The sequence below is a fragment of the Mycobacterium sp. NPDC050551 genome (genome assembly GCF_040674075.1).
Classification (GTDB): domain Bacteria; phylum Actinomycetota; class Actinomycetes; order Mycobacteriales; family Mycobacteriaceae; genus Mycobacterium.
Genome location: NZ_JBFARC010000002.1, coordinates 53,288 through 73,242, shown reverse-complemented (window position 1 = coordinate 73,242; position 19,955 = coordinate 53,288). Strand labels below are relative to the sequence as shown.

The window sequence follows — 19,955 nt, the reverse complement described above, 5'->3', positions numbered from 1 at the left end:
AAAGCTCAGCTGACCGACTTCAGCCGCTGCGCCGCGGTGAACGTCGCGGGATCGAGGCCCAGGTGGTCGCGCAGCGTGGTGCCCGTGTACTCGGTGCGGAACAGCCCGCGCCGCTGTAACTCCGGCACCACCGCGTCGACGAAGTCGTTGAACGTGCCCGGCGTCTGCGCCGCCGACACCATGAAGCCGTCGGCCTCACCGGCGTGGAACGACTCCTCGATCTGGTCGGCCACCTGCTCGGCGGTTCCCACGAACTGGGGCAGCAGCACACCCTGGGCGTACCACCTGCCGATGTCGCGCAGCGTGAGGTTGTCGCGGTCGGCCACCCGCCGGGCGGTGTCGAACAGTCCCTGCGTGCCGGACACCTGCACGTCCTCCACCGGCGCGTCGAGGTCGTACACCGAGAAGTCGTGGTCGGTGTGCACCGACAGCGTGATCAGGCCGGACACCGGGTCGGCCAGCTCGTTGTGGAACGCCTGCTTCTCGCGGGCGATCGACTCGGTCTCGCCGATGAAGGGGATGAAGGCCGGGAAGATGAGCACCTGATCCGGGTTCCGGCCGTAATTCGATGCCCGCGACTTGATGTCGTCGTAGTAGGCACGCCGGCCCTCAGGTGTCGGGTCGATTTCGAAGATCGCCTCGGCCCAGCGGGCGGCGAAGTCCCTGCCGGTGTTCGACGAGCCCGCCTGGATCAGCACCGGCCTGCCCTGCGGGGAGTGCGGCACGTTGAGCGGTCCGCGGGTGCGGAAGAACTCGCCGTCGTGGTCGACGTGCCGGATCCGCGACGGGTCGGCGAAGACACCGGTGGCCTTGTCGAGCACCAGCGCGTCGGGCTCCCAGCTCGCCCACAACTCCAGCGCCGTGCGGACGAACTCGTCGGCGCGCTCGTAGCGGAACTCGTGGCCGAGGTGCTCGTCGCGGCCGAAGTTCTGCGCCTCGCCCTGGGTGAGCGACGTGACGATGTTCCACGCCACCCGGCCGCCTGTGATGTGATCGAGGCTGGCGAAGATCCGGGCCAGCTCGTAGGGATGAAAGTACGTGGCCGACTTCGTGATCGCGACTCCGAGCTTCGTGGTGACCGCGGCGATACTGGCCGCCACGATCGACGGGTCGAGCGTCGCGGTGGCCTGCGTGCCGCGGCGTAACGGCTCGGCGATCCCGTCGCCGTACCGCACCGGCGCGGCCAGCAGGTCGGCGAAGAACACGAAGTCGAACTTGCCGCGCTCCAGGATCCGGCCGAGGCGGTGGTAGTACTCCGGCGTGGTGAACCGGGTGTCGCTGGCGGGATGTCGCCACGCGGCGTGCGAGTGGGTGACCTGCGACGCGATCTGGAAGCCGCCGAGGTGCAGTTGACGAGTCACGAGTGCTCCTTTCTCCAGTGATTTCGGCGCGCTCACGATCGCTCACCGAACGCGAGCGCGCCGAAATCACATCGGGGTGACGTGGTCAGAAGTAGGCGTTGGCCGGAATGGGCGTGCCGTGCAACAGGTTCTGGCCGATCACCCGGGCCTTGTACGCCACCGGGTTGTGCAGGGTGATGGTGCGGATGTTGCGCCAGTGCCGGTCCAGGTTGCGCTGCCGGCTCGCGGCGCTGGCCCCGCCGAGTTCGAGCAGCCGGGTCGCGGCCTCGGGCGCCACCTGATCCAGGTGCACCTTGACCTTGGCGGCTCGCAGCTGCGCCTCGGTCGCCAGCCGGGCGTCGGGCACGCCGTCGATCTCCGACGCGTCGGCCGCATCGATCGCCGCGGCGGCGTCGAGCACGGCGGCTCGCGCGACGGATGCCGTGCTGGCGAGTTCGCCGAGTTGACGCTGCAGCAGGGGATCGTCGGACGGCCGTTCGGCGAGCGCATGGTTGAAGTTGCGGTCCCGCGACTCGAGAAGCGCCACACCGTCGTCGACGACGTTGGCCAGCACGCCCGCGACGACCGCGTGGATGTAGAGCTGCAGCGCCGCGTACTGCACCGTCGGCGTCGGCTCTGCGTCATAGGGAGTGTCGCTGAGCACCTCGTCGGCGGACACCGCGACGGCTGTGAACGTCGTTGTCCCGGTGCCGGTGCGACGCTGGCCGAAGCCGTCCCAGTCGTCGACCAGCCCCACCCCGTCGCGGTCAGCGGGCACCACGACGGTGGCCACCGAGTCGTGGTCGGTGGTGGTCGCGACCGTGAGGTGATCGGAGAACAACGTGCCTGTGCTGTAGTACTTCTCGCCGTCGAGCCGGTACCCGTCGCCGTCGGGTGTCAGGCGTGTCTTGAACACCAGGCTGCCGACCGCGAGCGAGCCCTTCTCGCTGAACGCGTTGCCGAACACCTTGCCCGCGGCGACCTCGTCGAGCCACCGCCGCGACACCGTGTCGGCCGGGTCGGCGCGCAGCACGCGCAGCCGCTCCTCGACGAACCAGAAGTGAGTACGGAAGATGTGGGCGACGATCGGGTCGGCGCGCGCCAGGTCGATCACCGCCGAGAACAGTTGCGGCACCGTGAGTCCGGCGCCGCCGAGTTCGACAGGCAGGCGCAGCGCACCGAATCCGGCGCGTTTGAGCGCAGCGACCTGGTCGAAGGGATTCTGGTCCTCGAGGTCGCGGTCCTTCGCGCCCGCGGCGATCTGTGCCAGCAGGATCGCGAACTCCGGCGAGTCGGGCAGCAGCGGGTTGACGCGCTCAACTGTGGTCATGGCGTAGTTCTACCGACGGCGCCGGTCGGGGGCACTGCTTTGGATCAGTCGGAACCGAACGCGCTACTGCGTGAAGCCGATCGCGGTGTAGTTGAGGTCCCCGATGCCCGCCGGGCCGTAGTTGGCCAGGTTGCTGCGCACCGCGACGTTGCCCGCCGACTGGAACAGCGGCAGGCTGTGCACCGTCTCGAAGATCATCTTGTCGAGCTCGTTGGCGTTGTCTCGAGCCTTCGCGGGATCCAGCTCGGACAACGTCTTCTCGATCTGCGCATCGATCTGCGGGCTGCCGATCTTGCCGACGTTGCCCTCACCGGTGGACGCGTAGATCTGGGTCAGGCTCGACAGCGGGAAGGCGTCGCCGCCGTAGGCGAACTGGACGAGGTCGAAGTTGCCGGGCGTGACGAATTCGGTGAACAGCCGGCCGCCCGCGGCGGGCACCAGCTCCAGGTTGACGCCGATCTGCGCCAGGTTGTTCTGCGCCACCTGGGCGATCTGCCGGGTGCTCAACGCGTCGTAGAAGACGTCGCGGATGCGCAGTTGCCTGCCGTCCTTCTCCCGGAACGGGCCGCTCTGCCGCCAGCCCAGCGCGTCGAGTTCCTCCTTGGCCTTCTCCGGATCGAAGGCCACCACCCCGCTGTTGTCCTGATAGCCATCCTGGCCGGCGAGGTAGATGTGGTTGTTCAGCGGACGCGGCTCGTTCACCAGGCCGTTCTGCGACACCGTCGCGATGGCCTGCCGGTCGATGCCCTTGGCGACGGCGAGCCGCAGCTTCGGGTCGGACAGGATCGAGCCCGGTGCGCCGTTGACGGTGAAGTGGTACCAGCTCGCGGCGGGGGCGCGCCGGATCGAGATGCCCGCCGTGCCGCGGGCGATGTTCAGCTCGTCGCGGGTCGCCAGCCCCATCGCGTCGAGCGCGTTGTTCTGCAGGGCGGGAATCCGGGCGGCGTCGTCGAGCACCGTGAACGTGATCGAGTCCAGCCTGGGCTTGGCGCCCCACCAGTTCGGGTTGCGGGTCAGGATGATTCGCTGCGCGGCCTTGTCCACGGTGGAGACGATGAACGGGCCTGCCGACGGACCCGGACCGTTGAGCTGGCCGCGGTTGAACGCCTCCGGGTCGGCGGTCGTGCTCTTGGGGTAGAGCATCGTGTTGCCTGCGAAGAATCCCTTCCAGTCGGCGTAGTGCGCCTTGAAGGTGACGACGGCCTGCCGGTCGTCGACCCCCTTGGTCACCGACTCGACGCGCTCGGTGCCGTTCGGGGAGGCGATCAGGTAGCGCTTGTCCTTGCCGCTGGTCGCGTTGATCTGGGAGGCGATGTCCTCCCACGTGATCGGCGTGCCGTCGGACCAGGTCGCCTTGGGATTGATCGTGTAGGTGACCTGTTGCGGGTCGGTTTTCGTCAGTTCGACATTGGTGAAGTAGTCGGTGTTGACGGTGGTCTGCCCGTCGGGGGCGATGATGAACGACCGCGGCATGGTGGGCCGCAGCAACCCGCCGAGCTCGCCGAGGTTGCCGTCAATGTGCAGGGTGTTGAAGTTCGGCGGGAAACCGGTGAGCGCGAGACGGAGGTTGCCGCCGTCGCGCAGTGCCGCCGGGTCCTGGGCATTGATGTCGCTGGTGGTGCCGAGTTCGGCGTTGCCGCCGGGCGACGGCGCAGAATCGTCGCGGCTGGAACAACCGGCCAGGGTGAGGACCAGTACGGCCGCGGCGGCGATGGCTCGTCGGGCGCCGAACGTGTGCGTCATCGCACCGATGCTAGCGGCGCGCCGCACCGATCAGCGGTTGCCGTGCAGTTCGGCGGGCGGTCGGGGCACCGCCGCCAGCAACGCGCGGGTGTACTCGTGCTGCGGTTCGCCGAGCACCGCGTCCGCGTCGCCTTGCTCCACGATCGCGCCCCGGTGCATCACGGCCACCCGGTGGGCCAGGTGCTTCACCACCGACAGGTCGTGCGAGACGAAGAGGTAGGACAGCCCGAACCGGTCCTGCAGGTCGAGCAGCAGGTTGATGATGCCGGCCTGGATCGACACGTCGAGGGCCGACACCGGTTCGTCGAGCGCGAGGATCTTCGGCTGCAGTGCCAGCGCGCGGGCGATGCCGACGCGTTGCTTCTGGCCGCCGGAGAATTCCGCGGGGAAGCGGGCGGCATCCGAGCGGTGCATCCCGACGGTGGTCAGCAGGTCGGCGACCCGGTCCTCGATGTCAGCCTTGCCGAAACCGTTGGCCGACAACGGTTCGGCCAGCACCTCGTACACCGGCAGTCTCGGGTCGAGGGAGGCGACGGGATCCTGGAACACCACCTGCAGCTCACGCCGCAGCGAGCGCCGCGTCGCCTTGTCCGCCGCGGCCACGTCGTGACCCAGTACCTCGATCGATCCGCCTTGCGGCCCTGCGAGTTCGAGGATCTCGTGCAGCGTCGTGGACTTGCCGGAGCCGGACTCGCCGACGATGCCGAGGGTGCGCCCGGCGGGCAGGTCGAAGCTGATGCCGTCGACGGCGCGCACTTCGCCCACCTTGCGGCGAAGCACGACGCCCTTGGTGAGCGAGTAGGTGCGCGTCAGATCCCGGACACGCAGCGCCACAGCCTCTCCGGGTTCCGCATCGTCGACGCGGACGGGTTGGGTGCTCACCCCGTAGAGATCGGCGGCGCTACGTCCGGCGACGTCCTCGGTGCGAATGCAGGCCGCGGTGTGGCCCGGCGCGACGGGCAGCAGGTCGGGTTCGGCGGCGCTGCAGTCGTCGATGGCCAGCGGACAGCGTGGCGTGAACGGACAGCCCGGCGGCAGCGCGTCGAGTGCCGGCGGCGCACCCGGGATCGGCACCAGGCGGGTGCCCTGGCCGACATCGAGGCGCGGGACCGAGCCGAGCAGCCCTGCGGTGTAGGGCATCCGGCGGTCGGCGTACAGCGTCCCGACGTCGGCCACCTCGACGGCACGGCCGGCGTACATGACCAGCGCCCGGTTCGCGAACTCCGCGACCACCCCGAGGTCATGGGTGATGATGATGACGCCGGCGCCGGTGACGTCGCGGGCGGTGCGCAGCACGTCGAGGATCTGTGCCTGCACGGTCACGTCGAGCGCGGTGGTCGGCTCGTCACAGATCAGCAGGTCGGGATCGTTCGCGATTGCGATGGCGATGACGACCCGTTGCCGTTCACCGCCGGACAGCTCGTGCGGGAAGGACCGCGCCCGCCGATCCGGCTGGTGGATGCCGACCAGCTCGAGGAGCTCGACCGCCCGTCGCCGCGCCGCGGCCCGGCCGAGGTCGCGCTGATGGATCCGCAGCGCCTCGGCGATCTGGTCGCCGACGGTGTAGACCGGCGTCAGCGCCGACATCGGGTCCTGGAACACCGTGCCGATGCGGGCGCCCCGGACGGCCGACATGGCCCGGTCGTCGCGGTCGAGGAGTTCCTCGCCGTGCAGTCGCACCGACCCGGTGACCTCGGCATACTCGGGCAGCAGACCGACGACGGCCATCGCCGCGGCCGACTTGCCGGATCCGGACTCGCCGACGACCGCCAGCACCTCGCCGGGTTCGACGCGGTAGGTCAGCCCGCGCACGGCGTGCACCGACGCCTGCTCGGTGGGAAAGGACACGTGCAGGTCGGTGACCTCCAGCAGCGGGCTCACCGGGCACCGCCCCTGGTGCGCCGCGCACGTCGCAACGCACGGCTGCCGGGGTCCAGCGCGTCGCGCAGGCCGTCGCCGGTGGCATTGGCGCACAACACGATCAGCACCAGCACGGCGGCCGGGAACAGGAACACCCAGGGGAACGTGATCGCGGACTTCGTGCCGTCGGCGATCAGCGTGCCCAGCGACACGTCGGGCGGCTGCACGCCGAAGCCGAGGAAGCTCAGGCCGGTCTCGGCGAGGATCGCGACGCCGACGTTGAGTGCGGTGTCGATGATCAGGATGGAGGCCACGTTGGGCAGGACGTGGCGGACGATGATCCGTGGGGTCCGGACCCCCATGTAGCGGGCGGCGACGACGAATTCGCGCGTCCGCAGGCTCATCGTCAGGCTGCGCACGATGCGCGAGCTGATCATCCAGCTGAACACCGAGAACAGCACGATCAGCCAGAACACCCGGGCGTCGGGGTCGAGCCGCGGCGTGACGATCATGATGATGACGAAGCTGGGCACCACGAGCAGCAGGTCGACGATCCACATCAGCGCCGAGTCGCGGAACCCGCCGAAGTAGCCGGCGATGGAGCCGACCGTCGCGGCGATCAACGTGGAGATGAACGCCACGCACACCCCGATCAGCATCGACTTCTGCATGCCGCGCAGCGTGAGCGCCAGCAGGTCCTGGCCGAGCGCGTTGGTGCCGAACCAGTGCTCGGGACTGGGCGGTTGCTGCAGCGCGTAGTAGTCCAGTTCGGTGTAGTCATAGGGCAGCAGCGGTGGCAGCGCGTAGCAGGCGACGAACAGCGCGGCGAGCAGCACCAGCGAGAGGACCGCGAGCCGGTTGCGCAGGAACCGCCGGGTCACCAGGGTGCGGCGGGACGCGAACGAGGCGGCGTCGACGCCGGACTGGGTGGAGGAGAATCCTGGTTGCGTCATGTCACCCTCACCCTCGGATCGAGTGCGGCGTAGATGACGTCGGAGAGCAGTCCGGCCAGCAGCACCACCGCGCCGGTGAACACCGACACCGCGGCGATGATGTTGGTGTCCTGGGTGGCGATGCCCTGCACCGCCCATTCGCCCATGCCGTGCCAGCCGAAGATCTTCTCGATGAACACCGCGCCGGTGACGACGCCGCTCATCCCGTACGCGAAGAGCGTCGCCATCGGGATCAGCGCGGTGCGCAGGCCGTGCCGGAACAGCGCCTGCCTGCGGGTGAGGCCCTTGGCCCGTGCGGTGCGGATGAAGTCCTGGCCGAGCACGTCGAGCATGGCGTTGCGCTGATAGCGGCTGTAGCTGGCGGCGAATCCGAGCGCGAGGGTGAACGTCGGCAGCACCAGGTGCTGCACCCGGTCGACGAACTGGTTCCACGCCCCGCCGACCGCGTCGGCGGACGTCTCGCCGGTGTACTCGAACAGCTGCACGCCGAGTACCGAGTTGACCTGCAGCGCACCGAGGATCAGCACGTTGGCGACCACGAACGTCGGCGCGCTGAGCAGCAGCAGCGACGCCACGGTGATCACCCGGTCGGACAGCCGGTACTGGCGTACCGCGCTCCACGCGCCGAGCACCACCCCGATGAGCGCGCCGAGCACCGACCCGACGATCAGCAGCCGCAGACTCACCCCGACGCGGCGCCACAGTTCCTCGCCGACGGGCTGGCCGGTGACCGTGGTGCCGAAGTCGCCCGTCACCGCGCCGGTCACCCAGTCGGCGTAGCGGACCGGTATCGGCGCGTCGAGGTTCAGTTCGGCGGCCTTGGCGTCGATCGCGGACTGCGGCGGGCGCGGGCTGCGTTCCAGCAGGCTGTCCAGCGGCTGGAAGGTCAGCGAGGTCAGCGTGAACGTCAGGAACGACGCCAGGGCCAGCAGGATCAGGTAGTTGAGCAGCCGGCGCGCCAGGAAGCGCGTCATCGGCGCATGCCCTCCACGGCCTTCGGCTGCATGGGCACAGGGTAGAAGAGCCACGCCGGTGAGGTCGTCATGACCGTGCCCCCGGCGCGTCCACGCGCGGCGCCGAGCAGGCCGGATGGGGCGGCGTTTCGGCTCCGGCGCGATCGGTTACCCCCGCTGCCGGAGGGGTCATCGGACCTCCTGCGAACTGGCCGACAGACCGAACGGAGTAACCGAGCGATGCCGTCGAATCGAATCAGACTCGCGTCCGCTGCCGTGGGCACCAGTGCGCTGCTCGCCATGGGTGGTCTGACCGTCGCCTTCAGCACGACGAGTGCGGCTCAGCCCCCGGGGCCGGTGGACTCAGGGTCGACGACCACGACGCAGGCCAGCGAGGAGGCCCCCGCCGTGACGCCGAGCAGCGCGCCTCCCGCAGTGGGCAAGAACTAGCGCCCGGTTTCACAGCCCGCGCATAGAAAGCACACAGCCTTCGCCTACGGGGACCGTCGATACTGGTGTCCGTGGTGAACAAGAGCGACGCCGAGCGGGTCGTCATGCGCCGTGCCGACGGCGCACCGATCCGCGTGCTGGTCGTCGACGACGAACCGGTCCTCGCCGAGCTGGTGACGATGGCGCTGCGGTACGAGGGCTGGGACATCGCCACCGCCGGGGACGGCGCGACCGCGATCCGGCTGGCGCGCGAGAATCCGCCCGACGTGGTGGTGCTCGACGTGATGCTGCCCGACATGAGTGGGCTCGACGTGCTGCAACGTCTGCGCGAACAGATCCCCGGGCTGCCGCTGCTGCTGCTCACCGCCAAGGATTCCGTCGAGGACCGCATCGCCGGACTGACCGCCGGCGGCGACGACTACGTCACCAAACCGTTCAGCCTCGAGGAGGTGGTGCTGCGGCTGCGGGCGCTGCTGCGGCGCACCGGGGTGGCCAGCGAGTCGGGGGACGCGCAGATCGTCGTCGGCGACCTGGTGCTCGACGAGGACAGCCATGAGGTGACCCGCGGCGGCGACGTCATCTCACTCACCGCGACGGAGTTCGAGCTGCTGCGCTTCATGATGCGCAACGCCCGGCGGGTGCTGTCCAAGGCGCAGATCCTCGACCGCGTGTGGAGCTACGACTTCGGCGGCCGGTCCAACATCGTCGAGCTGTATGTGTCCTACCTGCGCAAGAAGATCGACAGCGGCCGGGAGCCGATGATCCACACGCTGCGCGGCGCAGGTTATGTCCTCAAGCCCGCTCGCTGACCCGGGCGTCGACGGCCGCACCCGCATCTGGTCTCCGCGCACCTGGTCGCTTCGCGTCCGGCTGCTGGTCACCCAGGTGGTGCTGCTGGCGCTCGTCTGCGCCGTTGTCGGCATCGGCACGGTCGTCGTGTTGCAGCGCTTCCTGTCCAATCAACTCGACGCGCAGGTGGTCGAGGCGGGCCGGCGGTCGGTCGGCCTGTTCGGTCCGCCGCCGCCGGGGTTCCCTCCGCCGGGCATGCGACCACCGCCGGGGTTCCCTCCACCTCCGCCGTTCCCGCGGCGCATCATGATCCGAGACGAAGCCGGCCCCGGCCCGGCCTTCCTGAACGCACCAGGGCAGGCCGCCGGGACGGTCGGCGCCGTGATCGGCCGCAACCGGCTCGACGCCGGGGTGATCACCGCCGACGGCACCCCGGCGCAGATCAGTCCCGCTGCGGCCGCCCAGCTCGCCGACGTGCCGGCGAATGAGACCCCGACCACCGTCGAGCTCGACGGGCTGGGCAGCTACCGCGTCATCGCCAGCCACGCCCACGGCCCGCGTGGGGTCATCGTCGCCGGGCTGCCGACATCGGCGGTCGACGACACCGTGCTGTCGGTGCTGCTGATCTTCGGCGTCGTCGGCGCGGTGGCGCTCGGCGCGGGCACCGTGGTGGGCATCGTCGTCATCCGCCGCCAGCTCGCCCCGCTGTCGCGGGTGTCGACGGCCGCCCGCGAGGTGGCCGATCTGGAACTCGACCGCGGCGAGGTGCGGCTGCCCACACCGATCGTCCAAGTCGACCCCGCGAGCGCGCACACCGAGGTGGGCCAGCTCGGCACCTCGCTGAACCGGATGCTCGATCGGATCTTCGATGCGCTGTCGGCGCGGCACGCCAGTGAGACCAGGGTGCGCCAGTTCGTCGCCGACGCCAGCCACGAGCTCCGTACCCCGCTGGCCGCCATCCGGGGTTACACCGAACTGGCGCAACGGAAGTCCGGCGAACTACCCGACGACGTCGCGCACGCGATGAACCGGGTCGAGTCCGAGACGCAGCGGATGACCCGCCTCGTCGAGGACATGCTGCTGCTGGCGCGCCTCGACGACGGCCGCCCGCTGGAGCGCGAGCCGGTGGACTTGTCGCGGCTGACCGTCGACGCGGTCAGCGACGCTCATGTCGCAGGCCCCGAGCACCGGTGGTCACTCGACCTGCCCGACGAGCCGGTGCTGGTCACCGGCGACGAGGCACGCCTGCAGCAGGTGCTGGCGAACCTGCTGGCGAATGCGCGCACCCACACACCCCCGGGTACGTCGGTGACCGCGTCGCTGGCCGTCGATGCGGGTGACGCGGTGCTCACCGTCCTCGACGACGGGCCCGGCATCCCGCAGTGGCTGCAGCCCGAGGTGTTCGAGCGGTTTGCGCGCGGCGATTCGTCCCGCTCGCGACGCGGCGGCAGCACCGGCCTGGGGCTGGCGATCGTGGCCGCCGTCGTCCGCGCGCACGGCGGCACCATTGCCATGGACAGCGAACCGGGCCGCACCAGCTTCGTCGTCCGGCTGCCCGGGTCCACACAGCCGACCCACAGCGCGGCCTCATCGCACACCTAGTCCGGGTCACCAGGATTGACGGGTGACCCTGGCACCTCCCCACGAGCAGACCCAGACAGCCATGCCGAGCCGGGATCCTCGGACGCCTCGGGCCGCAGCGCACCGGATCGCGCACGCGGTCCTGCTGCTCGGCACCGCCGCGCTCTACCTGTGGAACCTGTCCGCCAGCGGATGGGCCAACGCCTTCTACTCGGCCGCCGCACAGGCCGGCGGCTCCGACGCGACGGCGATGCTGTTCGGTTCGAGTGACGCCGCCAACGCCATCACCGTCGACAAGACACCGGCTGCCCTGTGGGTGATGGATCTGTCGGTGCGGCTGTTCGGGCTGCATCCGTGGAGCGTGCTGGCTCCGCAGGCGATCGAGGGGGTGGCCGCGGTGGCACTGCTGTACGCGGCGGTGCGGCGGGTGAGCGGGCCGGGCGCCGCCCTCATCGCCGGCACCGTGCTTGCGCTGACGCCGGTGGCGGCGCTGATCTTTCGCTTCAACAACCCCGACGCCCTGCTCGTCCTGCTGCTGGTCGCGGCGGCCTACTGCGTGCAGCGCGCGTGTGAGCCCGAGAGCAGCCGGTGGTGGCTGATCGCCGCGGGCGTCGCCGTCGGCTTCGGGTTCCTGGCCAAGATGCTGCAGGCGCTGCTGGTGCTGCCCGGTTTCGCCGCGGCCTACCTGTACACGCGTCACCGGTCGCTGGGCCGGCGGACGGCAGACCTGCTCGGCGCCGGAGTGGCGATGGTGATCGCCGCCGGCTGGTATCTGCTGCTGGTCGAGCTGTGGCCTGCGTCGGAGCGGCCTTACATCGGTGGCTCGCAGCACAACAGCATTGTCGAACTGGCACTGGGCTACAACGGTTTCGGCAGGCTCACCGGCGCCGAGACGGGCGGGCTGGGAAACCTGAACCACGACGTCGGCTGGGGGCGGCTGTTCGGTGCGGGCATGGGTGCCGACATCGCCTGGCTGCTGCCCGCCGCGATCGTCTGCCTGGTGGCGGCCGCTCTGCTCAGCCGTCGACGCGATGTGCGCGCCGCGCTGCTGCTCTGGGGCGGCTGGCTGGTGGTGACGGCGGTGGTGTTCAGCTTCATGCACGGCATCGTGCACTCCTACTACACCGTGGCGCTCGCACCGGCGATCGGCGCGGCGATCGGCATCGGCTCGATACTGTTGTGGCGCAATCGCTCCGATCCGCGAGTGGCGGCGGTGATGTCGGCGACGGTACTCGTCACGGCGGTGGTGGCGGCGGTGCTCCTCGGCCGCCAGGACACCTTCCTGCCGTGGCTGCGCACGGTGGTGATGGGCGCGGGAGTGGTGGCCGCGGTTTTGCTGCTGGTCAACCGGCGACTGCCGGAGCGGATCGCGCGGGCGGCGGCGGCCATCGCCGTGGCCGTCTGCCTGACCGCGCCCGCGGTGTGGTCGATCGCCACCGCCGCCACACCGCACCGCGGCGCGATACCGACCGTCGGCCCCGACCGCGGATTCGCCGGGCCCGGTGGCCGTGGGCACGGATTCGCCGGGCCGGTCGGCCCTGGCCACGGTTTCACCGGGCCGGTGGGTCTGCTGTCCGCCCCGACGCCGGGACCGGGGCTGACCGCCGCGCTTTCCGCCGATGCGCAGCACTACACCTGGGCCGCCGCGGTGGCCGGATCGAACAACGCCGCCGGGTACCAGTTGGCCACGGGCGCACCGGTGATGGCCGTCGGTGGGTTCAACGGCACGGACCCGGCGCCGACCGTGGCGGAATTTCAGCAGTTGGTGGCCGAACACCGGATCCACTACTTCGTGGAGGGCCGGCTGATGCCGGGCGCCAAGGCCGGAGGCGACGGCGGCAGCCGCGACGCGGCTCTGATCGCCGAGTGGGTCGCGGCGCATTTCCGCCCGACGGTCCTCGACGGTGTCGTGGTCTACGACCTCGACGCACCGGCCCCCGACTCATAGCCGCCGCACAGGTTGTGCCCACATCGAACACACCCCACGACCCGACGATGGAGCCATGACAGACACCGCCCTGGAACCCGGCGCCACCCGCGCCGCAACGCCCGCCGCGGAGCGCAGCACGCGCTTCGCCTGCAGGCCGAACGCCGCGCTGGCCGCCCGAGCCGCAGGCGTGCCGGTGCTCGACGTCGTCGTTCCGGTGTTCAATGAGCAAGCGGCACTGGCGGATTCGATCCGACGCCTGCACCGCCACCTGTCGGAGGACTTCCCGTTCCCTGCTCGCATCACGATCGCCGACAACGCGAGCACCGACGAAACGCCGCGTATCGCTGCAGAACTCGCCGCCGAACTCGGCGATGTCCGCGTCGTGCGCCTCGAGGAGAAGGGCCGCGGGCGGGCTCTGCACGCGGTGTGGTCGGCGTCGGATGCGCAGGTGCTGGCGTACATGGACGTTGACCTGTCCACCGATCTGGCGGCACTGGCTCCGCTGACGGCGTCGCTCATCTCCGGCCATTCCGATCTCGCGATCGGCACTCGGCTGAATCGCGGTGCCCGGGTGGTGCGCGGCGCCAAGCGCGAGATCATCTCGCGCTGCTACAACTTCCTGCTCAGGTCGACACTGTCGGCGCGATTCTCCGACGCGCAGTGCGGTTTCAAGGCGATCCGCGCCGACGTCGCGCACGAGCTGCTGCCCTACGTCACCGACACCGGCTGGTTCTTCGACACCGAACTGCTGGTGCTGGCCGAGCGCAGCGGTCTACGCATCCACGAGGTGCCGGTCGACTGGATCGACGACGAGGACAGCCGAGTGGACATCGTGGCGACCGCCGCGGCCGATCTCAGGGGGATCGGCCGGCTGTTGCGCGGCTTCGCCGACGGCTCGATCCCGGTACATCTACTCGCCGCGCAGCTGGGCTCGTCACGGATGTGCGCGCCGCGGACGTCGCTGCTGCGGCAGGTGGTCAGGTTCGGTGCGGTCGGCGTCGTCTCGACCGTCGCCTATCTAGCGCTGTTCATGCTGACCCGAGGGGTGTTCGGCGCGCAGGCGGCCAATCTGGTGGCGTTGCTGGTCACGGCGATCGGCAACACCGCGGCCAACCGGCGGTTCACCTTCGCGGTGGCCGGACGCGCCTCGATGGTCCGCCACCACGTCCAAGGCCTGCTCGTCTTCGCCGTCGCGTTGGGCGTGACGAGTGGATCGCTTGCCCTGCTACATGGGCTGATTCCGCAGCCGCATCGCGCTCTCGAACTCGCGGTGCTGGTCGCGGCCAACCTGGTCGCCACCGTCATGCGCTTCCTGCTGCTGCGCGGCTGGGTCTTCCATCCCCGCCGAACCCGCTGACTCCGAACACGATCGAGGACTTCCGATGACACTCACCGCACCCCAGCCGGTCACCGGCTCCATCACCGCCGCCGAGAAGCCGCGCTGGCAGCGGCCGGCCCTGCCGGTACTTCTGGTGGCCACGGCCGTGCTCTACCTGTGGGGCCTGGGCCGGTCCGGCTGGGCCAACCACTACTACGCGGCCGCCGCGCAGGCCGGCACCCAGAGTTGGACGGCCTGGCTGTTCGGCTCGCTGGACGCGGGCAACGCCATCACCGTCGACAAGCCGCCCGCCGCGCTGTGGGTGATGTCGCTGTTCGGTCGGCTCTTCGGGTTCAGCCCATTCACCATGCTGCTGCCCCAGGCGCTGATGGGCGTGGCGACCGTCGCGTTGCTCTACGCCGCCGTGAAGCGCACCAGCGGACCCGCCGCAGGCCTGATCACCGCAGCGGTGATGGCCGTGACACCCGTCGCCGCGCTGATGTTCCGCTTCAACAATCCCGACGCACTGCTGGTGCTGCTGCTCGTCGCGGCGGCCTATGCCATGGTGCGCGCGATCGAGACCGCTGGTACCCGCTGGCTGGTACTCGTCGGGTGCGCGCTGGGTTTCGCGTTTCTGACCAAGATGCTGCAGGCGTTCCTGGTCATCCCTGGCCTCGCGCTGGCCTTCCTGTTCGCCGCACCGGTGGGGTGGTGGCACCGCGTCCGCCTGCTGTGCGTCGGCGCCGTGTCGATGGTCGTGTCGGCAGGCTGGTACATCGCACTGGTCGAGTTGTGGCCGACGGGCTTGCGGCCCTACATCGGCGGCTCCACGGACAACAGCCTGCTGCAGTTGACATTGGGCTACAACGGGATCGAGCGCATCGCCGGCGGCGAGGGGCCGGGCGCCGGTGGACCCGGCGGCGGCGGCGGTCCGGGCGGTCCAGGCGGCAATCTGTTTTTCGGCGGCCAGGCGGGAATCGGCCGGTTGTTCGGCGCGTCCATGGGTGTCGAGGCGTCGTGGCTGCTGCCCGCCGCGTTGATCGGCCTGGCGGCGGGCATCTGGTTCACCCGCCGCGCAACGCGCACCGACGGAGTGCGCGCGGCGCTGCTGCTGTGGGGCGGCTGGCTGGTGGTGACGGGTGCGGTGTTCAGCTTCATGGACGGCACCATCCACCCCTATTACACGGTGGCGCTGGCGCCGGCCGTCGCCGCGCTGGTCGGCCACTCGGCCGCCGAACTGTGGCGGGACCGCGCGCACCTGCTGCCGCGGATCGTGCTGGCTGCGATGGTGGCTGTCACCGGGGTGTGGGCGTTCTTCCTGCTCGACCGCACACCGGACTTCGTGCCTGCGCTGCGCTGGGCTGTGCTCGCCGTCGCTGTCGCCGCGGCCGTGGTGCTCGCGCTGCGCGTGCACCGATTGCGGCGCGGCACCGCGGTGGTGGTGCTGGCGGCGGCGTTGTCGGCGCTCGCCGCACCGGCGGCGTTCGCGGTCTACAACGTCGCCCATCCGTCCAGCGGTCCGGGCACCATGTCCGGACCGGCGCGTGACGGCGGGTTCGGCGGTCCGGGCGGACGCGGTCCCGGCGGCGCACCGCCCGGTGCGGCGAGCGACAACGAAGCGCTCGAGTCGCTGCTGACGTCGGTCGACCGCCGTTGGGCCGCAGCGGGAATCGGGTCGATGAGCGTGAGCGGGCTGGAACTCGAAACGGGCACGTCGATCATGGCGATCGGCGGGTTCTCCGGATCCGACGACTCGCCGACGCTCACCCAGTTTCAGCAGTACGTCGCCGACGGTCAGGTGGGCTACTTCCTCGCGAGCGACGAGCACGGCGGACCGCCCCGGCACCGCGGTGGCAGCGCCGCCGAGATCACGGCGTGGGTCGAGCAGAACTTCCCGGCCGGCGACGTCGGCGGGACGACGGTCTACGACCTGCGCACCCGCTGACCGGCGGACCGCGGCGGCCGTCTCGCCTCCCCCGGGGCGGGGCGGCCGCCGCTTCTCCGCGAGACAGAATCGTGCTGATTCCCAATGCAGTCATGCGCATGGGTGTGTTGTTATCTTCTGGGCGTTTGGCTACCGCGACCGCAGGAGGACCCATGTCCGCGACCGACGAGTACCTGAAGAACAACGAGGACTACGCCAGGGACTTCAGCGGGCCGCTGCCACTGCCGCCGAGCCGGCATGTCGCCGTGGTGGCGTGCATGGACGCCAGGCTGGACGTGTACCGGATCCTCGGCCTGGCCGAGGGGGAGGCGCACGTCATCCGCAACGCCGGCGGTGTGGTCACCGACGACGAGATCCGCTCGTTGGCGATCAGCCAGCGCCTGCTCGGCACCACCGAGATCATCCTGATCCACCACACCGACTGCGGCATGCTGACGTTCACCGACGACGACTTCAAGCGGTCGATCCAGGAAGACACGGGCATCAAGCCGCAGTGGGCCGCCGAGGCCTTCCCGAATCTCGAGGAGGATGTGCGTCAGTCGATCCGCCGCATCGAGGCCAGCCCCTTCGTCACCAAGCACGAGTCGTTGCGCGGCTTCGTGTTCGACGTCGCCACCGGCAAGCTGAACGAGGTCACGGCCTAGCCTGCGTCAGCCCACCTTGTAGGTGGCGATCGCCTTGGCCACCGCGATGCCGTCGGGGGTGATCACGTCGACGTCGCAGTTGACGAGGGTTTTACCGCGCCGCAGCACCCGACCGACGCCGACCAGATCGGTGGCCCGCGCCGGCGCGAGATAGTGCACGGTCATCGACGTGGTCACCCCGCGCAGATCGTCGGGCACGTCGGCGCCCACCCACGCCGCGGCCATCACGGTGACGTCGGCCAGCGCCGCGATGGCCCCGCCGTGCACCATGTCGCCGATCGTGGTGTTGGCCGGGTCCCACGGCAGCAGTAGCCGCACCTCGTCAGGGTCCAGCCGCTCGGCGACGATGCCCAGCTTGACCGCGAACGGGGACTGCGGGATGAAGGCGGCCATCACCTCGGCGCCGGTGCGGGGCTCAATCGTGGTCATGTCTCCAGTATCGGAGGCCGGGCAATTACCTCCGGGGTAATCGTGCTGCGTCAGCGCTGCGATGTCTGACACCGAACCGCCAATCGCGTCAATATCCACTGGGTGGTCCGCCGGCAGTGCTTAGCTTCGAGTGTCGACAACCATCCGGTTGCGGTCCAGACCAGAGGAAAGGCGGTCACCCATGTTCCTGTCGGGCTCTTCCGCACGCCGTGCGATGACCGGATTGATCGGCAGCGGGGTGATGGCCGGTGCGTTGTTCGGCGGTGCCGCACTGGCGTCCGCGCAACCTCCGCCCCCTCCTCCGCCCGCGCCTCCTGGCTGTACAGCGGGGGACCTCGCCCAGGCCTCGGGCACAGTGGGAACCGCGATGGGTGTGTATCTGTTCAGCCACCCCGACGTCAACAACTTCTTCACCAGCCTGCGTGGGCTGCCGAACGAGGAAGTGCGCGGCAGGGTGCAGACCTACATGACTGCCAACCCCCAGGTGGAGGCCGAGATCAACGGGATCCGTCGGCCGGTCTCCGACCTGCGGGCACGCTGCGATGCACCAGCACCTGTAGGTGGCTGATGACTCATTCGACACGGACGTGGGCCGCTGCCTCGGCGTGCGTCTTCGCCCTTGCGACCATCCCCGGAGCGATCGTCACCGTCGCCGGTCCCGGGATCGCGAACGCCGACGTGTGCGTGAGCGCAGGCCGACGAGTATCGGTGAGCGGCTGTGCCAACGTCGCCGACGCGGTAGCGCCCTACGTTCCGCCGCCCGCCTATTACGCACCCATGCCGTACGACCCGCCGCCGCCTCCGAACGTCACCGGGTGCGTGAGCTACAACGGCCGCTGGGTCAACGCGGGCGGGTGCAACTGAGCCTCTCGGATAAAGCCGCCGCGCCCCTCGGTTGGGTCGCCGGATCCAGGGCTCACTCTGCCCGCGTTCACAGCACTCTGTGGCTCGTTCATTACCGCAGCAATCGCGGCGGATTTACCGTAGCGTCAGCACGATCGCTCCGTGCTCGGGAGCAGCGCTGACCAGCCCTCGGCGCCGGTTGAGAAGGAGCCGAGAAGCATGCGCATTGTCGTGGACTTGAACAGGTGCCTGGGATATGCGCAGTGTGTCCCGCTGGCGCCCGACGTGCTCCAGTTGCAGGGTGAGGAGGCGCTCGCCTATGACCCGAACCCCGACGATTCGCAACGCCAGCAGGTCGCGCGAGCGGTCGCGTCGTGCCCGGTGCAGGCGATCATCGCCGAGATGGATCCGCCGTCCGACAGGACGACGAAATGAGCACGCACGCACTGGTCGACGATCTCGTCCGGACATTCAAGGAGCAGGGGCGGATCGTCATCGTCGGGGCGTCGCTGACCGGCCTTCGCGCCGCTGAGGCGTTACGCGACGAGGGCTTCACCGGCTCGCTCACCATCATCGGTGACGAAGTGCACGAGCCGTACGATCGCCCGCCGCTGTCCAAACAGGTGCTCAAGGGATGGGTGCCGGCCGAGAACACCAAGCTGCCGCGCCTGCGCGAGGTCGATGCCGACTGGAGACTGGGGGTGGCGGCCACCGGTCTCGATCGCGACAACCGGGAAGTGCTTCTCGCCAACGGCGACAAGGTGCCCTATGACCGGTTGTTGATCGCCACCGGCGTCCGCTCCCGCGGGTGGTTCAACCCCGAAGAGGCGAAGCTCAAGGGCCTCTACACCCTGCGCACAAGCGACGACGCCGCGCGGATACAAGCGGCTTTCAAGGCTCGCCCGAAGCGGGTGCTCATCGTCGGTGCCGGGTTCATCGGGTCTGAGATGGCGTCGGTCTGCCGGGATCTCGGGCTCGACGTGACGGTCGCGGAGCGGTCCAGCGCACCGCTGGTCGGACCGCTGGGCGGGGTGATCGGCGACATCGCCGCCAAGATGCAGCGCGACGCCGGTGTCGATCTGCGCACCGGGGTGGCGGTGGAGGCCCTCAAGGGTGATGCCGACGGTCATGTCCGGCAGGCTCAGCTCTCGGACGGCACCCTGCTGGACGTCGACGTCGTGGTGGCGTCGCTGGGTTCCGTCCGCAACATCGAATGGCTCGAGGGCGCCGAACTCGCCAGCGGGTTCTGGGGTGTGGCGTGCGACGCCGGCTGCCGCGCCTTCGACATCAACGGCGTGGTGACCGACAACATCTTCGTCGCCGGTGACATCGCGCGGGCCCCGCACGTGCTCTACGAGTACCAGTTCATGGCGATCGAGCACGTCGACGCCGCCGTGCTGGGCGCCCGCACCGCGGCGCACAACATGGTCAACCTCGAGAAGGGGCGGCGTCCACACCTGCCGCTGCCGCAGTTCTGGTCCGGCCAGTTCGGCGTGAACATCAAAGGGGTCGGCGTGTGTTCCTTCGGCGACGAGATCGTGTTCACCCAAGGCTCGGTGGAGGATCTCCGCTTCGCCGCGGCTTTCGGCAAGAACGGCCGCATCGTCGGTGCCATCACTTTCAATCACGGTAAGTGGCTGGAGTACTACGCCCGGCTCATCGAGCAGTCTGCGCCGTTCCCGCCACCGCCACCGGGCTACGACGTGCCCACCGATGCCGAGCCGATGTCGGCGCGCTTCGGCGATCCGCGCGCACCGACCGGGATTCCCGATGTCGTTCTCACCGGCCATGATCCGACCTCACGGGGCGCCGAGTACCGCCCCAAAGCCCGCTAGGACTGGAGCCGC

The 19,955-nt window shown here is 69.8% G+C and carries 18 protein-coding genes; 11 read left to right on the top strand and 7 right to left on the bottom strand.

Annotated features, from left to right (window positions below; all coding sequences use genetic code 11):
* Window positions 1-5: 5 nt before the first annotated feature.
* From AB0K11_RS06970 to AB0K11_RS06945, 6 genes are all read right to left on the bottom strand, one after another.
* Window positions 6-1,361, bottom strand: a complete 1,356-nt coding sequence (locus tag AB0K11_RS06970) for an LLM class flavin-dependent oxidoreductase (protein WP_364973997.1) — start codon at window positions 1,359-1,361, stop codon at window positions 6-8.
* An 85-nt stretch (window positions 1,362-1,446) separates the two neighbouring features.
* Entirely contained in the window at window positions 1,447-2,670 is a 1,224-nt protein-coding gene (locus AB0K11_RS06965) for an acyl-CoA dehydrogenase family protein (RefSeq protein WP_364973995.1), read from the bottom strand.
* Between the two features lie 63 nt (window positions 2,671-2,733).
* On the bottom strand, window positions 2,734-4,413 hold the full coding sequence (locus AB0K11_RS06960) for an ABC transporter family substrate-binding protein (RefSeq protein ID WP_364973993.1): 1,680 nt from the start codon (window positions 4,411-4,413) through the stop codon (window positions 2,734-2,736).
* Window positions 4,414-4,443: 30 nt separating this feature from the next.
* Entirely contained in the window at window positions 4,444-6,294 is a 1,851-nt protein-coding gene (locus AB0K11_RS06955) for an ABC transporter ATP-binding protein (protein WP_364973991.1), read from the bottom strand.
* Window positions 6,291-7,226: an ABC transporter permease gene (locus AB0K11_RS06950; protein WP_364973989.1), complete on the bottom strand. Its 936-nt coding sequence runs from the start codon at window positions 7,224-7,226 to the stop codon at window positions 6,291-6,293. The genes AB0K11_RS06955 and AB0K11_RS06950 overlap by 4 nt, the downstream gene beginning before the upstream one ends.
* Window positions 7,223-8,200: an ABC transporter permease gene (locus AB0K11_RS06945; protein ID WP_364973987.1), complete on the bottom strand. Its 978-nt coding sequence runs from the start codon at window positions 8,198-8,200 to the stop codon at window positions 7,223-7,225. The genes AB0K11_RS06950 and AB0K11_RS06945 overlap by 4 nt, the downstream gene beginning before the upstream one ends.
* 255 nt (window positions 8,201-8,455) lie before the next feature.
* Between AB0K11_RS06945 and AB0K11_RS06940 the strand changes: the two genes are divergently transcribed.
* The 7 genes from AB0K11_RS06940 to AB0K11_RS06910 all read left to right on the top strand — a co-directional run bounded on the left by AB0K11_RS06940 (window position 8,456) and on the right by AB0K11_RS06910 (window position 16,836).
* Window positions 8,456-8,629: a hypothetical protein gene (locus AB0K11_RS06940; protein WP_364973985.1), complete on the top strand. Its 174-nt coding sequence runs from the start codon at window positions 8,456-8,458 to the stop codon at window positions 8,627-8,629.
* Between the two features lie 104 nt (window positions 8,630-8,733).
* On the top strand, window positions 8,734-9,438 hold the full coding sequence (locus AB0K11_RS06935) for a response regulator transcription factor (protein ID WP_364976634.1): 705 nt from the start codon (window positions 8,734-8,736) through the stop codon (window positions 9,436-9,438).
* Window positions 9,416-11,020 (top strand): HAMP domain-containing sensor histidine kinase, encoded by a 1,605-nt coding sequence (locus AB0K11_RS06930; protein WP_364973982.1) that lies wholly within the window; start codon window positions 9,416-9,418, stop codon window positions 11,018-11,020. The genes AB0K11_RS06935 and AB0K11_RS06930 overlap by 23 nt, the downstream gene beginning before the upstream one ends.
* 61 nt (window positions 11,021-11,081) lie before the next feature.
* Window positions 11,082-12,947, top strand: coding sequence for a glycosyltransferase family 39 protein (locus AB0K11_RS06925; RefSeq protein WP_364976631.1), 1,866 nt, complete (start codon window positions 11,082-11,084; stop codon window positions 12,945-12,947).
* Window positions 12,948-13,002: 55 nt separating this feature from the next.
* Window positions 13,003-14,286, top strand: a complete 1,284-nt coding sequence (locus AB0K11_RS06920) for a bifunctional glycosyltransferase family 2/GtrA family protein (RefSeq protein ID WP_364973980.1) — start codon at window positions 13,003-13,005, stop codon at window positions 14,284-14,286.
* 25 nt (window positions 14,287-14,311) lie between these two features.
* On the top strand, window positions 14,312-16,192 hold the full coding sequence (locus AB0K11_RS06915; RefSeq protein ID WP_364973979.1) for a glycosyltransferase family 39 protein: 1,881 nt from the start codon (window positions 14,312-14,314) through the stop codon (window positions 16,190-16,192).
* Between the two features lie 152 nt (window positions 16,193-16,344).
* The gene (locus AB0K11_RS06910) at window positions 16,345-16,836 is read left to right on the top strand and encodes a carbonic anhydrase (RefSeq protein WP_364973978.1); all 492 of its coding nucleotides are present in this window, start codon (window positions 16,345-16,347) and stop codon (window positions 16,834-16,836) included.
* A 6-nt stretch (window positions 16,837-16,842) separates the two neighbouring features.
* On the opposite strand, the gene AB0K11_RS06905 is transcribed toward AB0K11_RS06910, so the two are convergent.
* Window positions 16,843-17,232, bottom strand: a complete 390-nt coding sequence (locus tag AB0K11_RS06905; RefSeq protein ID WP_364976627.1) for a PaaI family thioesterase — start codon at window positions 17,230-17,232, stop codon at window positions 16,843-16,845.
* A 247-nt stretch (window positions 17,233-17,479) separates the two neighbouring features.
* Here AB0K11_RS06905 and AB0K11_RS06900 point away from each other — a divergent pair, with 247 nt between their 5' ends.
* The 4 genes from AB0K11_RS06900 to AB0K11_RS06885 all read left to right on the top strand — a co-directional run bounded on the left by AB0K11_RS06900 (window position 17,480) and on the right by AB0K11_RS06885 (window position 19,943).
* Window positions 17,480-17,833, top strand: coding sequence for a heme-binding protein (locus tag AB0K11_RS06900; RefSeq protein ID WP_364973976.1), 354 nt, complete (start codon window positions 17,480-17,482; stop codon window positions 17,831-17,833).
* Window positions 17,833-18,129, top strand: coding sequence for a hypothetical protein (locus tag AB0K11_RS06895; RefSeq protein WP_364973974.1), 297 nt, complete (start codon window positions 17,833-17,835; stop codon window positions 18,127-18,129). The genes AB0K11_RS06900 and AB0K11_RS06895 overlap by 1 nt, the downstream gene beginning before the upstream one ends.
* Before the next feature lie 198 nt (window positions 18,130-18,327).
* Complete coding sequence (locus AB0K11_RS06890) at window positions 18,328-18,543, top strand: ferredoxin (protein ID WP_184444367.1); 216 nt, start codon at window positions 18,328-18,330, stop codon at window positions 18,541-18,543.
* The gene (locus AB0K11_RS06885) at window positions 18,540-19,943 is read left to right on the top strand and encodes an FAD-dependent oxidoreductase (protein ID WP_364973971.1); all 1,404 of its coding nucleotides are present in this window, start codon (window positions 18,540-18,542) and stop codon (window positions 19,941-19,943) included. Before AB0K11_RS06890 ends, AB0K11_RS06885 begins: the two co-directional genes overlap by 4 nt.
* Window positions 19,944-19,955 lie beyond the last annotated feature (12 nt).